The sequence below is a fragment of the Pseudomonas sp. FSL R10-1339 genome, from assembly GCF_009600545.1.
Taxonomy (GTDB): Bacteria; Pseudomonadota; Gammaproteobacteria; order Pseudomonadales; family Pseudomonadaceae; genus Aquipseudomonas; species Aquipseudomonas bubulae.
The window spans coordinates 1-12,745 of sequence record NZ_WIVQ01000048.1; the positions used below are offsets into that span (position 1 = coordinate 1).

General features: G+C 59.0%; 14 protein-coding genes and 1 pseudogene. 8 read left to right on the forward strand and 7 right to left on the reverse strand.

Annotated elements, in window-relative coordinates; translation table 11 throughout:
- Together GHO03_RS14835 and GHO03_RS14840 are read right to left on the reverse strand one after the other, a co-directional pair.
- Window positions 1-613 (reverse strand): histidine kinase sensor domain-containing protein (locus GHO03_RS14835; RefSeq protein WP_178110318.1); only part of this gene is annotated, 613 nt, incomplete at its 3' end.
- A complete protein-coding gene (locus tag GHO03_RS14840; RefSeq protein WP_153380860.1) occupies window positions 610-1,326 on the reverse strand; it encodes a response regulator transcription factor in 717 nt (238 codons plus the stop codon). The genes GHO03_RS14840 and GHO03_RS14835, both read right to left, overlap by 4 nt.
- Before the next feature lie 728 nt (window positions 1,327-2,054).
- Here GHO03_RS14840 and GHO03_RS14845 point away from each other — a divergent pair.
- Window positions 2,055-2,660: a hypothetical protein gene (locus tag GHO03_RS14845; protein WP_095023725.1), complete on the forward strand. Its 606-nt coding sequence runs from the start codon at window positions 2,055-2,057 to the stop codon at window positions 2,658-2,660.
- A gap of 196 nt (window positions 2,661-2,856) precedes the next feature.
- On the opposite strand, the gene GHO03_RS14850 is transcribed toward GHO03_RS14845, so the two are convergent.
- A complete protein-coding gene (locus tag GHO03_RS14850) occupies window positions 2,857-3,363 on the reverse strand; it encodes a GNAT family N-acetyltransferase (RefSeq protein WP_153380880.1) in 507 nt (168 codons plus the stop codon).
- A 98-nt stretch (window positions 3,364-3,461) separates the two neighbouring features.
- On the opposite strand from GHO03_RS14850, the pseudogene GHO03_RS14855 reads away from it, so the two are divergent.
- A pseudogene (locus tag GHO03_RS14855) lies at window positions 3,462-3,602 on the forward strand (GNAT family N-acetyltransferase); the annotation flags it as partial.
- 224 nt (window positions 3,603-3,826) lie between these two features.
- Here the strand turns inward: GHO03_RS14855 and GHO03_RS14860 are convergent.
- Window positions 3,827-4,282 carry a helix-turn-helix domain-containing protein gene (locus GHO03_RS14860; protein WP_153380863.1) on the reverse strand — a complete coding sequence of 152 codons (456 nt, stop codon included), beginning with the start codon at window positions 4,280-4,282 and terminating at the stop codon, window positions 3,827-3,829.
- A 78-nt stretch (window positions 4,283-4,360) separates the two neighbouring features.
- On the opposite strand from GHO03_RS14860, the gene GHO03_RS14865 reads away from it, so the two are divergent.
- The 4 genes from GHO03_RS14865 to GHO03_RS14880 all read left to right on the forward strand — a co-directional run bounded on the left by GHO03_RS14865 (window position 4,361) and on the right by GHO03_RS14880 (window position 7,741).
- Window positions 4,361-4,870 (forward strand): DUF2938 domain-containing protein, encoded by a 510-nt coding sequence (locus tag GHO03_RS14865; RefSeq protein ID WP_153380865.1) that lies wholly within the window; start codon window positions 4,361-4,363, stop codon window positions 4,868-4,870.
- A gap of 376 nt (window positions 4,871-5,246) precedes the next feature.
- Window positions 5,247-6,776: a flavin monoamine oxidase family protein gene (locus GHO03_RS14870; RefSeq protein ID WP_153380882.1), complete on the forward strand. Its 1,530-nt coding sequence runs from the start codon at window positions 5,247-5,249 to the stop codon at window positions 6,774-6,776.
- 14 nt (window positions 6,777-6,790) lie between these two features.
- Window positions 6,791-7,186 (forward strand): cytochrome c, encoded by a 396-nt coding sequence (locus GHO03_RS14875; RefSeq protein WP_254925240.1) that lies wholly within the window; start codon window positions 6,791-6,793, stop codon window positions 7,184-7,186.
- 51 nt (window positions 7,187-7,237) lie between these two features.
- On the forward strand, window positions 7,238-7,741 hold the full coding sequence (locus GHO03_RS14880; RefSeq protein ID WP_095002866.1) for a RidA family protein: 504 nt from the start codon (window positions 7,238-7,240) through the stop codon (window positions 7,739-7,741).
- 42 nt (window positions 7,742-7,783) lie between these two features.
- On the opposite strand, the gene GHO03_RS14885 is transcribed toward GHO03_RS14880, so the two are convergent.
- Together GHO03_RS14885 and GHO03_RS14890 are read right to left on the reverse strand one after the other, a co-directional pair.
- The gene (locus GHO03_RS14885; protein ID WP_138738296.1) at window positions 7,784-9,934 is read right to left on the reverse strand and encodes a TonB-dependent siderophore receptor; all 2,151 of its coding nucleotides are present in this window, start codon (window positions 9,932-9,934) and stop codon (window positions 7,784-7,786) included.
- Between the two features lie 202 nt (window positions 9,935-10,136).
- Window positions 10,137-10,637 carry an HPP family protein gene (locus GHO03_RS14890; protein ID WP_095002864.1) on the reverse strand — a complete coding sequence of 167 codons (501 nt, stop codon included), beginning with the start codon at window positions 10,635-10,637 and terminating at the stop codon, window positions 10,137-10,139.
- Between the two features lie 105 nt (window positions 10,638-10,742).
- On the opposite strand from GHO03_RS14890, the gene GHO03_RS14895 reads away from it, so the two are divergent.
- Complete coding sequence (locus GHO03_RS14895; protein WP_095025370.1) at window positions 10,743-11,327, forward strand: TetR/AcrR family transcriptional regulator; 585 nt, start codon at window positions 10,743-10,745, stop codon at window positions 11,325-11,327.
- Here GHO03_RS14895 and GHO03_RS14900 read toward each other — a convergent pair.
- Window positions 11,275-12,177 carry a LysR family transcriptional regulator gene (locus GHO03_RS14900; protein WP_095020727.1) on the reverse strand — a complete coding sequence of 301 codons (903 nt, stop codon included), beginning with the start codon at window positions 12,175-12,177 and terminating at the stop codon, window positions 11,275-11,277. The genes GHO03_RS14895 and GHO03_RS14900 overlap by 53 nt on opposite strands.
- 160 nt (window positions 12,178-12,337) lie before the next feature.
- Between GHO03_RS14900 and GHO03_RS14905 the strand changes: the two genes are divergently transcribed.
- Window positions 12,338-12,718 carry a RidA family protein gene (locus GHO03_RS14905; protein WP_095002861.1) on the forward strand — a complete coding sequence of 127 codons (381 nt, stop codon included), beginning with the start codon at window positions 12,338-12,340 and terminating at the stop codon, window positions 12,716-12,718.
- Window positions 12,719-12,745: the final 27 nt, after the last annotated feature.

A 12,745-nucleotide genomic window follows, 5' to 3' on the forward strand; every position in this document is an offset into this window, starting at 1 on the left:
CCTGCGGCCCTGCGCGGGCCGACAGGTTGCCCGAGCTCAATGCTGCCGCCTGGCGGCGCAGGGTCACCACGGGGGCGATCAACACACGGTAGAGCAGGAAGCCGAGCAGCAGCGCCAAGCCCGCCGGCAGTACCCATTGCAGCAGCACCTCCCACACCCGCAAGTGCTCACGCGGGTTGAAACGATGCGGCAGCTCCATGACCAGACGCGCTTTGTCGTCGCTGAAAGGCACATAGAACGTTGGCCAGCCGTTTGGCCGTCCTACGGTCCAGTGAAGCGGACGGACAAAGTCGAGCTTACGACGCTCATGTTCATCCAGAGGCTGCGAAGACAATGATTGCTGGTGCTCATCGACGACGGCGGCCCACACCCGTTCCTGTTTGCGCAAGCTGTGCAGGAACTCGTCAACGCCTTGCGTGCCGCGTTCCCGCCACGCCGTTTCGGCCTGTTGTGCATAAGCGATATGGCTCTGCTTGGCCGGTTCGGAGAGGAGGGCGGTGGCATCCTTGAGACGCTTGCTCAGGTCGGCCTGCAAACTGATCACCAGCATGCACAAAAGCGCGAGCACGCCGACCAGTTGCCACAGCAGCGAGTGCCGGTTCGGCAGCCTCATGACTGCAACGGCGCCAGCACATACCCCATGCCGCGTATGGTCTCGACGCGCCCGGCGCTGTAACCGATGGCCTGCAATTTGCGACGAACCCGACTGACATGCATGTCCAGGCTGCGGTCATGTTGTGAGTGCGCCCGATGCATGACCTGTTGGTACAGAAAGGCTTTGCTCAACACCTCGCCGGGATGCTGCATGAGGATTTCCAGTACCCGGAATTCGGTGTTGGTCAGATCGGCCCAGCGGCCGTTGCGGCAAACATCCATGGCCTGCTGATCAAGTTCCAGTTGCGAATCGCTGCGCACTTTTACCTGGGCCTCGTGCTCGTAGGCCACGCGCCTCAGAATGGCATCGATGCGTACATCCATCTCCTGCATGCTGAATGGCTTGGGCAAGTAATCGTCCGCGCCCTGGCTGAAACCGGTTATCCGGTCCTGCTCGGCACCCAGCGCCGACATCAGGATGACCGGGACACGCTGGCACTGGCGCACTTGGGCGAGCACCTCCAGGCCACTGCTGCCGGGTAACATGATGTCCATCAGGATCAAATCGAAACCCTCGGAGCGCACCAGATGCAGAATTTCGTCTGCGTCGTGACGCAACGTGACCGAAAAGCCCCGCTGGCCCAGATGGCTATCCAGGTCGGCGGCAAGCACCGGATCATCCTCAATAGCCAGAATACGGATGGGCATATGGGAAGCAGAGGCGAATTGCATGGAGGGGCAGACCTGTGAATGAGAATTATTATGCATAATTCATTCTGACAAAAAATGTTGCACATTCCTAACCAAAGCAAGATTTTCGTCATGCAGATTTACGAGCTTTAAGCTTTCGGTCGCTCTGAAGGCGTCAGTACGTATGGACATGCCCGGGCGCTCCAGCATTGAATGCAACGCCGGCAAGCAGGGCAAAGACAGGAAGACAGCAGGGCAGTTCAAGCCAGGTTAGCTCAAACAGGATGATCCTCTTCAACGTATGGGAGCGGCGCTTATTATCGATGCAGGCGGATTTCCTGCCTGGTCAGGTCGCAGCGAAAAGTGCCGCTATCACCGCGAACCGCATACAGGGTTGCTCTGTAAAACGACGATAGCCGTGAACAGTGCAAGTCGCGTAGTTTCCGGTACGCCCACGCCCAGCCGCGTTTGGATACCTTGGCCCTGTCCATGTTTTTACGCCTCCATGATTGGATCCAAAACAATAGCAAATAGCCATTAGCGGGTGATATAAGGACTTGAGTAAAAGTGTGTAAATTTTTCAGGCATCCGTCGGCAAGTCTCATGCGGCTCAAGCCAGCCGGGGCCCCTGTATGTACTTGCGTGTAGCCAGTGGAGCAGGCGCGGAACAGGCTTTTCAGTTATTGAGTCCAACCTGAGCTCCGGGTTATCCCGGGTCTGATCAACAGTTTCCTGCCTGAGCCCCTATTGTGGCCGGAGTAGCCATATCGATGATTTTGGTGGTTGAAGGCATCAGCGCCAGCGGTAAAACCACGTGGTGCACCCGGCATGGAGGGCCGCATGTGATTGCTGAGCACGGCCGTCTTGACGGTGTGCCGGAGCGTGCCAGTGATCCCGTCGCAGCCGCAGTTTTCTGGGCCGAGCGTAACGTCGATCGATGGCAGGCCGCGCTGGCCATGGAAGCCAGGGCTCAATGGGCGGTGTGCGACAGCGACCCGCTCAAGCTTCATTACCTGTGGTGCCTCTGGCAGATCGGTGAGGCCAGCACAAACGACTGGCTAACAGAACTGGACGCCACCCGTGACACTGTCGCACAGGGGCGTATCGGCTTTGCAGACGCTTACATTGTCGGGCGCATAGACCCGCAACTGGCACGGCAGCGAGCCCGTGCAGACTCCACTCGGCGCAGAAGCAATTTCGAGCTGCATGTACGGCTGCAGCAGGCGTTACTGACCTGGTACGCCGCGATCGAGCACGTGCTGCCCGGCAGTGTGCACGTGGGCTTTCCTGCAAAAATGCCCGTTGCGCAACCACGTAATGACAGGTACCCGTTGGCGGCCTTTGACCGGATGATCGCATTGCTGCCCGGTAAGTAATCAGAGCTAACGCAGCAATGCCCAGCACGCCCGCAATGCTGCTCAAGTGTGGGAGCGGGCTTGCTCGCGATGTTCTTGATGGCGCCGCATTTACTCAGCTAATACGCGTCATCGTTGACGACCATCGCGAGCAAGCCCGCTCCCACAAAGGCAGAAATCGTTTAAATGAACAACAATGCCCACCACGCCCGGTCACTTACTCGCGTGCATCAAACGCCGCAGCGTATTTCACTACCCCGACAGGCAGCTCGCCAGTAAAGGACAGGGCCTGGAAGTATTCAGGGGGAACGTCGGGCAACTCAAGGCCGGGGTGGGCTTTAAACCCGAAGCGGCCATAATAGGCAGGGTCGCCCAGCACGACGCAACCCGCTGCGCCCTGTTGCCGCAGCTGTTGCAGTGCGGCCTTCATCAATGCCGAGCCAATGCCCTTGCCCTGACGGTCAGGCCTTACACTGATCGGCCCCAGGCCATACCATCCGGTTACCCTGGACGAAATGCTGACAGGGGAAATGGCGACATGGCCGAGGATTTCGTCATGTTCTGCCGCCACCAGGGAGATGCTCAGTTGCCCGGTGCGCCGCAGTGCATTGACGATGAAATGCTCGGTGTGGCTTGAATACTTTTCGTTCCTGAACGCTGCCTCGGTCAGGCGACTGATGGCTTCGATGTCTTGCGGTCGTTCTTTGCTAATGGTCATGTGCATGTTCAACGTTTCGATGCCCATAAATACCTCGGGTGGAGTCGGCAAGTGGCTGCCAGCGCATTGTGCATGCGTTCGTTGGCCCGTGCTGAGTGTGAGCAGCTTCGCTGCCTTCGGTGGGTTTCTATGAACGGTATGGCTTTAAGTGTTCAGGGGACGTGGACGAGTCGGCGGGGCTGGTGTACCAGCCGATGGAAAAGACCATGCCGACACCGCCCGCGTCTGCGCCGCAGGCAGGTTGATTGCAGCAGCTACCGGCCGGGGTTTGTATGAACTTACGGCGAGTGGCGAAAGCGCCCTGGGCGAGCTTGGCCTTGAGCCGCAAATGGGTAGTCCAGGACCTCGACAGCCGGGCGCTTGCAGTGACGCCCAAGGGGCGTAAAGCACTGGCTGGCCAATTTGGTTTGCAGTCTGAAATCCACGATGATGCACTATCAGCCGCACAGGGCAGGGCTGTTAACGCCATTCATGGGGTGTTCTGACTTTTGTCCGTGGGAGCTTGACTGCGTCCCGGTTTTTTCCTGTCGAGGCTGCGTGGCCTGACAGAGGCCAGTTTTTTCTGAAAGGCAGGGCATTCAATATGACGGGGAGCGGGGCAGGCTGCTGCTCGCCTGAGCTCGTCGCGAATTGTACTCAAGCGCTGGATGGTGCGATCAAGTTCGTCAGCCTTTTCTGCCAGGCGCTGGTGATCAATTTCAGGCTGACCGTCCGCCTTCAGCATGGCGGCGATATCGTCCAGTGAAAACCCCGAACACTGCCCCAGCGCGATCAATGAAAGGCGCTGGAGTACATCCGCACTGAACACACGGCTCAGGCCCCGACGGCCTGTCGAGCGGATCAGCCCTTTTTCTTCGTAGTAGCGCAGGGTTGAGGGCGGCAGGCCGCAGCGCCGTGCCACTTCACCGATCTCCATTTCTTTCATGCTTGACCTCAAGTCGACTTGAACTTGCAGACTGCTCTGACCAGGCCGACAAAACAGGCTTAATGCAGAGGGTACAACATGCAAACAAGTGAGATGGTACTGCGTATTCTGTTGGTTGGCGTGGGGGCCACCTTGATCATGGACGCAGGCGCTTTAATTCGTGCACGGGTCTTTGGTATCCCGTCCCTTGACTATGGGCTCGTCGGTCGTTGGCTGGGCCTCATGCGCCAGGGGCAGTTTCAGCATACCTCGATTGTGGCTGCGCCGCGTGTCAGGCATGAGCGTCTGATCGGCTGGGTTTTTCATTACCTGACGGGCATTGTCTTCGCGTTGCTGCTGGTTGTACTCACGGGTGTGGAGTGGTTGTTCCATCCCACGCTGATGCCTGCATTGGCCGCTGGCTTGATCAGTATGGCGGCACCGTTTTTTATCTTGCAGCCCGCCTTCGGCTTCGGCATCGCTGCATCGAAGACGGCGGCTCCTTACGTGGCAAGGCGCCGAACCCTGATCACCCATGTGACGTTTGGCCTGGGGCTCTATGTCGCCGGGTGGCTGGTACTGCTGCTCTATCCGACGCCGCATGCCTGAGGCGTTGCCCCGACCCGGCAGCGATGCGCCCATGAGGTACACAGCCACCTGAGCTGCCCAATACTGGCGCATCCGCTTTGCACCAAAAACAGACCTGCCCGACCTAAGTAGAAGCATTTGGCCGTGTCTGTTTGACGATCTTTTCTCTGGTTGCGGTTTTTTCTCCCTTCGTTAATTCATGGCATAGCGCTTGCTCTGGGACATCACCGGGCGCAGACATTTCTGTGGTCGGGCGATGCCGCATGCCGGGTTGTTCGTCAGTCATTGCCTGCGTATTTCCCTTCGATGCAAAGGACTGGTCATGCAAGAGAAAGCAATGGTTGTGAGCCGACGCAAAGTACTCAACTGGATCGGCGTGACAGCAGGCGCCGCTGCGATGTATCAGGCGATGAGCTCATTGGGCTTTGCCGCAGAATCAAATTACCAGCGTGACTTCGCCTTGAGCGGCGCACCGAAAGGCACCCGCGTACTGATCCTCGGGGCCGGGCTGGCCGGCATGACCGCCGCCTACGAACTGCGCAAGGCCGGCTACCAGGTCAAGGTGCTGGAGTTCAATGCCAAACCCGGTGGGCGTTGCTGGACGTTGCGTGGCGGTGACCGCTTCACCGAGCTGGGCGGCGCTACCCAGCATTGCGAATTCGACAAGGGCCTGTACCTCAACCCCGGCCCTTGGCGCATCCCGTACCACCACCATGCGGTGCTCGACTACTGCCACAAATTCGGCGTCGCACTGGAGCCCTTTATTCAGGTCAACTACAACGCAATGGTGCATTCCACCAAGGCGTTTAATGGCAAGCCGCAGCGTTATCGTGAAGTGCAGGCGGACTTTCAGGGGCATGTGGCCGAGTTGTTGAGCAAGGCCGTCAATCAGCACGGCCTGGATCAGGCACTGACCCGGGAAGACCGCGAACGCCTGCTGGAAGTGATGCGCAAATGGGGGGCGCTCGATAGCAGCAACGCCTACAAGAAATCCCTCGAAACCAGCATGCGCCGTGGCTTTGCCGTGGACGATGGTGGTGGCCTGATGCCCGAGGCGGTGGCGTCCGAGCCGATCGACTGCAAGGCGCTGCTGGATTCGAATCTGTGGCAAAGCATCGCCAGCGGCCAGGAATATGAATTCCAGAGCAGCATTTTCCAGCCCGTAGGCGGTATGGACATGATTGCCCAGGCCTTCCAGAAGCAGGTCAATGACCTGATCCATTACAACGCCAAGGTCACGCGCATCCAGCAAAACGACAAAGGCGTGACCGTGACCTATCAAAACAGCGACGGTAGCGGCAGGGCACAACAGGAGCAGGCCGACTGGTGCGTGTGCACATTGCCGCTGTCGATCCTCGGGCAACTGCCGGTTGATGTCAGTGCACCGATGATGAGCGCGATCCGCGCCGTGCCCTACGAGTCTTCGATCAAGGTCGGACTGCAATTCAAGCGCCGTTTTTGGGAGCAGGATGAGCATATCTACGGCGGCATCAGCTACACCGATACGCCGATCAGCAAAATCAGCTACCCGAGCACCGACTACGGCAAGCAGGGCAAGGGCGTATTGCTCGGTGCCTATATCTGGGGGCCGAACGCTTATGAATTCACCGCCATGAGCCCGCAAATGCGCGTGCAGAAAGCCGTTGAGTACGGTGCCCAGGTTCACCCCCAATACCCGGCAGAGTTCGAAAACGGCATTGCCGTTGGCTGGCACCGCGTGCCCTGGACCAACGGTTGCTATGGCCTGTGGACCCCTGAAACCCGCCAGCAGCATTACAAGAACCTGTGCCAGATTGACGGTCGCATTGTCCTTGCCGGTGAGCATGCTTCCTATATCCCGGCCTGGATGGAGGGCGCGATCCTGTCCTCCCAGGATGCGATCAAGCGTCTGCATACCCATATTATTGCCAGCGCGAAAGCGGCCTGAGCCAGGAGTTAGCCATGAGAATGACTTTAACCACCGCTACCCTGGCAGGCCTGCTGGTCAGTGCCACTGCCTTTGCTGAAAATGCGCCGATGCTGTCCACCTCCGGCAAGTTCGATCAGGCCAGCGGCGAAGCTCTGTTCAATCAGGTCTGCCAGGGCTGCCATATGGCTGAAGGCCAGGGCTCCCACGGGGCGGGCGCCTACCCGGCGCTGGCTGCCAACCAGAAACTGGGGGCCAAGGTGTACCCGGTGTATATGGTGACATCAGGGCAGGGCGGTATGCCGGGTTTCAAGAAGTACATGGATGACCAGCAGATAGCCTCGGTGGTCAACTATGTACGGACTCATTTTGGCAATCACTATGCTGACTCCGTGACAGTGGAGGATGTTCAGGCGGTCACCCGACGCTGACAAGCAACCATGGACTGCGCGCTTTTTTCATGACCCTCAAGGAATACAAAAATGTCTAAAAAATTGATCCCCGCTTTTGTGTTGACCTCGGTGCTGGCCGGCCTGATGACTACCCAGGTCAACGCCGCAGAAGTGATCCGTCACAAGCTGCCCAACTCGGACTTCCCGATCTCTCTGGCCGTGGAAATTCCACCGGGTGTCACCGTGGTCAACCTCAGTGGCGTGGTGCCGCCTATTGCCGACAGCAAGGCCGATCCCAAGACCCTGGCGGCCTATGGCGACACCGAAGTGCAGACGGTCAACGTGCTGAAAAATATCGAGGCTACCCTCAAAAGCCTGGGCCTGAGCATGGGCGATGTGATCAAGATGCAGGTGTATCTGGTGGGCACGCCGGAAACCGGCAAAATGGATTTCGCCGGATTTATGAAGGGCTATACCCAGTTCTTCGGCACCAAGGCCCAGCCCAAGCTGCCAACCCGCTCGGCGTTCCAGGTAGCCGGCCTGGCCAACCCCAACTACCTGGTAGAGATCGAGGTGACGGCCGCCCGACCTTAACACCGGGCCAAGGGGCAGGCGCGAGCGCGCCTGCCTGTCAGGCTAGAAGCTGACTTCTCCAGTCAGGCGCAGCGTCCTTCCTTCTCCCCAACTCACACGTCGGGTGTTGCCGCCCGAAGCCACAAAGTAGCTGCGATCGGTCAGGTTGCTGGCGTTGAGCTGCAGTGAGGTTTCCTTGCCCAGCAGATGGCTGGTCTTCCAGGATGCAAAAGCATCCACCGTGGTGTAGTCCGGCAGCTCGAAAGAGTTGCTGATATCCCCTGCGCGCTTGCCCACATAGCGGGCCCCGGAGCCCAGGCGCAAGCGGCCGGCGAAAATATCGGCCGGTACTTCATAGGTCAGGTAAGCCCCGCCCACATGACGGGCCACGTTGAACAGGCGGTTGCCCTCGGTTTGCCGGGTGTCCTTTTTGATCCGTGCATCGGTGTAGGCGTAGTTGGCGATGACGCTCCACTGCGCGTTCAGGCGTCCGCTCATGCTCCATTCCAGACCGTTTGACTGCACTTCACCGGCAATGCGCTGGATCATATTGCCGAACGCGTCGAGCTCGCCGGTGTTCTGCTGTACGTTCTTTTTCAGGATGTCGTACACCGCCAACTGGCTGGTCCAGTCGCCGTTGTCATACTTCATGCCGACTTCGTACTGGCGGCCGGTTTCAGACTTGTAGGTGCCTTCGAACGTGGTGCCGGTTTCCATCTCATTGGGTGCGAATGACTGGCTGTAGTTGCCATACAGCGAGAGGTCGTCACGCATCTGATACACCAGCCCCAGGAAGGGCAAAAGCCTGGATTCGCCCTCATCGGTGGTTTGCTTGAAGTCCAGGCCCGCGCCAGAGTCGATCGAGTAATGCTGATAGCGCAGGCCCGGGGCCAGAATCCATTTTTCGCCCAGGTGGATAGTGTCTTTGACGTACAGCGACTGGCCCTTGATATGGCTTTTGCCGTTGGTGTTGGACGGGTTCACCTTACCCACCGGCGGCAGCAGGCCATACTGCGGGTCGGCCGGGTAGAAACCGCCGACATTGCTGCTTTGCAGGAAGTCGCCGTTGGCTTCGCGGCGGGTTTCATAGTCGACACCCGTGACCAGGTCGTGATCGATACCGAGCCAGGTCTTGTTACCAATCCAGTCCAGCGACAGGTAAGCGTTCTCCCGGTTGGCGCCCACGTTACGACGAAACCGCCGGGTCAGCTCGCCTGTTGCCGGGCGATATTCACTGGGGTCGGCCTGGTAGTCGTTGTAATGGTCATACACCCAGCCCGTGGTCAGGCGCACCCTTGAAGTGGGGTCGAGGCGGTACTCGGTGGTGGTGTTGAGCGACTGACGCTGGCCTTGGGCGCGGGTCCATTTTTCGTCCAGGCGTTTGTCGCGGCTGCCCACATGATGGCCGTTGTAGAACAGCGCGCCACGGTCCAGGGTATTGCTGTAGTCGTTGTATTCATAAGCGGCGAGAAACGACAGATCGTCAGACTCGTAGGACAGCGAAGGGGCGACCAGTTTCGACTTGTTCTGACCAAAGTTGCGCCAGTAATCCTCGTCGCGGTTTTGCCCGATCAATCGAAAGGCGAACCCGCTGTCACCCAGCGGCCCGGTGACATCGAACCAGCCATCGCCACCGCCCTGATCGCTCAGGGTGCCGCCCAGTGTGCTGTTCCATTGGTACTGCGGTTTTTTCGTGATCACGTTGATCACTCCGCCGGGTTCCTGCATGCCGTAGAGCAGTGAAGCAGGGCCCTTGAGCATCTCCACGCGCTCGGTGGTGACACGTTGAAAGTTGCGGCCGATGGGCATGCGTACACCATCGCGCAACACGCCGCCATCATCGGAATTACCGAATCCGCGCTTGATAAAACTGTCCTGGGTGCCGCCGAAGTTATTGCTGACCACCACCCCGGGCATGAACTTGATCACGTCTTCGAGGGTTTGCGGTGCTTGATCCTTGAGTTGCTGACGGGTCACTGTATCGACCACTTGCGACTGCTGCAGAAAGGGCGTTTCAGTCTTGTCAGCCGTCGAGCTGTAGCCCGCACGGTAGTCCGTATCGTCTTCGGCAGATTGCACGCCGTCGACCTGAATACTGGGCAGTTGCATGGGCGCGTTTTCACCCGCAAGCACCGTGCAACTGATCACCAGGCCGGTACATACACCCAGTGGCACAAAGCCTGCCCGTTTGAATCCATGCTTCCTTTGCAACATCCGTAACACTCCACACCAATGACGGCAGATAACTGAACGCGCTGCCGAGAACCGGGCAATAAACGGTGCGAAGTTGTTGATACTTCGCTGTTCAGTGCGTGGGTTGAAACGGCTATGACGCGCGTTTCAGACTCGGCAGCGGGGCTGAATCGTATCAGCAGCAGGAATGTTTATCATTTACTTTGGTGTTGCAGGCAGCGCACTACCACCAGTACTTGGGGTAACTGCCGCGGTGGCGTGTGTTATTCAGGCACCAGGCAACCACCACGATCACAATGGAGCCCGCCAGCACCGGGGTCAGCAGAAAAGACAGCGGCGCGCCGGTCATCAGCACCACAATCGGGTTGGCCCCTGCCGGGGCATGCAGGGTACGGGACTGTTGCATGGCAACCAGAGCCAGCCCGACGGCCAATGCGCAGGCCCACCACGAATTGCCCAGGGTATGCAAAATAATCAGTCCGACCAGGGTGGATATGACATGCCCGCCGATGATGCTGCGTGGTTGAGCCAGCGGCGAGTCGGGGACGCCAAAGGCCAATACGCAACTGGCCCCCATTGAAGCCATAAGCCATGGAGTGCCTGACAGGTTGCTCAGCCAGCCAGTAGCACCAATGGCGATGACTGCACCCATAAACGATGTCAGCGTAAAACGCAGGGAGGGTGCGGCTGGCGCACCGGATGTGAGCAGGCGACGTGCAGACATGGGAGTACTCGCGACGGGGGATGTGACAAAAGGATACCGATCGGTATCCCTGCAAGTCAACCGATCGGTATACACTGTGTTGCATTCCACAGGAGGCCAGTACCCATGAGTACGTCTGATGCAATCACCCGCGCCGCCCTGCGCCTGTTCTATCGACAGGGTTTTCACGCCACCGGGGTGGAGCAGTTGAGCCAGGAGGCAGGCGTTACCAAGAAGACGCTGTACCGGCATTTTTCCAGCAAGGACCATCTGGTCGAGGCAGCTCTGGAACTCCGCCACAACGAGTTCATGGCGAAAGTGCGAGCGGCAGTGGATGCGGTTGCGGTCTCACAGCGCCCGGCTGGCTACCTTGATTTCATAGCATCCTGGGTTCAGGAAGCGGATTTTTACGGCTGTGCCTTTATCAATGCATCCGCTGAATATGCCAGTCTGTCAGAGCAGCCGCACAGGCTGGCGCACCAGCACAAGCAGGCCCTTCAGGCCTATCTTGAGGAAATATGTGCGCAAGCGGGCTATATGAATCCGCGCGTGGCAGCCATGCAGTTACTGCTGATCGGCGAGGGCCTGATCGTGTCCTGCCAGGTCAATGGTGCGTGCCCTGAGCTGATCATGGCGGGCAAGGAGATGCTGGTTTTGCTCAGTGCTCAACGGGCTGCTGACCCGGCGCAAAGAGTTCATCCAGCAAGCTGAACACGGTGCTTTTCACTGCGCTGTTGAGCTCGGTCCATGCCAGCCCGGTCGTTGCCCGGTAGCCCTGCAGTTCCAGCGGCCTGGAGATGACATTGGCAGGTAATGCGCGGCCGGCATTGGCCGGCAGCAAACCGACCCCCAACCCGGCAGAGACCAGCGCCAGCATGGTGGTGAACTCGCCCAGCTCGGTTGCGTTTTGCAGATGCGCACCCCGGTGGGTGAGCGCCTGCATCACTTCGTCGTAAAAACCGGGGGCGTAGCGCCGGGCCAGGATAAACACCGGCAGCTGGCTCAGGTCGGTTGGGTGCAGGCTGGTGCAGGCCACCAGCGGATGGTCGCCGGGCAGGGCGACAATAAAGCTTTCCTGCAGCACTTCGCGGGTCTGGATGCCCGGGATGGTGGCCGGCAGACGCATCAGTCCGAAATCAAGCTGGCCGTTTTTCAGTGCTACGGCCTGATCCGGGCCCGGCATGTCCTTGAGTTCCAGTTCGATGCGCGGGAAGCGGGCATGCAGCGAGCGGATCAGCCTTGGCAGCAATTGGGGCAGTACCGAGGATACAAAACCAAAGCGTACCCGGCCGATTTCGCCGCGCCCGCACGCCCTGGCTACATCCGCGGCATGGGCCGACTGGTAGAGCGTGGCCCTGGCTTCGGGCAGGAAGAGAGTGCCCACTTCGGTCAATGCCACCGAGTGCCGGTTACGCTCGAACAAACGCACCCCCAGCTCTTCTTCAAGCATTTTGATCTGCATGCTCAGGGCCGGTTGCACGATGGACAGCCGTTGCGCGGCGCGGCCGAAGTGCAGCTCTTCGGCCAGGGTCACAAATGATCGCAGGTGTTTGATTTCCACAGAGCACTCCAGGCTATGCAACGACGTCATGGCGAAGCGCATGGTAATGGATCACGGGCAGTTTTAGCCAAGCACGACAATGTGCTGCTGCGCAAAAAGACGCGCACGGCGCGAGCGGACGTTGGACAATAGGTGTTTTAACTCAAGCGAGTGATCACTTATGTCGCAACACGACCTGACTTTCATCCCTGATCCTGATGCGGACTCCATCTCTTCGGATGTTGCCGGCTTTGCGGGTTTGCTGGTTTCGACGCAGATTCCAACCCGTGCGGATGGCAGCCTGGAACTGGGCGGGATTGTCGAGCAGAGCGAGTGCACATTGCAGGCGCTCAAGCTGGCGCTGGAGAAGGCGGGCAGCTCGATGGAGCGGGTGTTGCACCTGACCATTTACCTGACCGATATGGCTGATCGGGCAGCGTTCAATGAAGTGTACAAGCGATTTTTTGCCAAGCCTTGGCCGGTGCGGGCAGCTGTGGGCGTGGCCGAGCTGGCCGTTGCGGGGATGCGGGTTGAAGTGACGGCCATGGCGGCCAAGGGCTGATAACAAGGCGAAGGGGTTGAAAGCCCC

Bases quoted from the DNA above. Each gene is read 5' to 3' on its own strand.
- GHO03_RS14840 (WP_153380860.1), bottom strand. From the start codon at position 1,326: ATGCAATTCGCCTCTGCTTCCCATATGCCCATCCGTATTCTGGCTATT.
- GHO03_RS14845 (WP_095023725.1), top strand. From the start codon at position 2,055: ATGATTTTGGTGGTTGAAGGCATCAGCGCCAGCGGTAAAACCACGTGG.
- GHO03_RS14850 (WP_153380880.1), bottom strand. From the start codon at position 3,363: ATGCACATGACCATTAGCAAAGAACGACCGCAAGACATCGAAGCCATC.
- GHO03_RS14860 (WP_153380863.1), bottom strand. From the start codon at position 4,282: ATGAAAGAAATGGAGATCGGTGAAGTGGCACGGCGCTGCGGCCTGCCG.
- GHO03_RS14865 (WP_153380865.1), top strand. From the start codon at position 4,361: ATGCAAACAAGTGAGATGGTACTGCGTATTCTGTTGGTTGGCGTGGGG.
- GHO03_RS14870 (WP_153380882.1), top strand. From the start codon at position 5,247: ATGTATCAGGCGATGAGCTCATTGGGCTTTGCCGCAGAATCAAATTAC.
- GHO03_RS14875 (WP_254925240.1), top strand. From the start codon at position 6,791: ATGAGAATGACTTTAACCACCGCTACCCTGGCAGGCCTGCTGGTCAGT.
- GHO03_RS14880 (WP_095002866.1), top strand. From the start codon at position 7,238: ATGTCTAAAAAATTGATCCCCGCTTTTGTGTTGACCTCGGTGCTGGCC.
- GHO03_RS14885 (WP_138738296.1), bottom strand. From the start codon at position 9,934: ATGTTGCAAAGGAAGCATGGATTCAAACGGGCAGGCTTTGTGCCACTG.
- GHO03_RS14890 (WP_095002864.1), bottom strand. From the start codon at position 10,637: ATGTCTGCACGTCGCCTGCTCACATCCGGTGCGCCAGCCGCACCCTCC.
- GHO03_RS14895 (WP_095025370.1), top strand. From the start codon at position 10,743: ATGAGTACGTCTGATGCAATCACCCGCGCCGCCCTGCGCCTGTTCTAT.
- GHO03_RS14905 (WP_095002861.1), top strand. From the start codon at position 12,338: ATGTCGCAACACGACCTGACTTTCATCCCTGATCCTGATGCGGACTCC.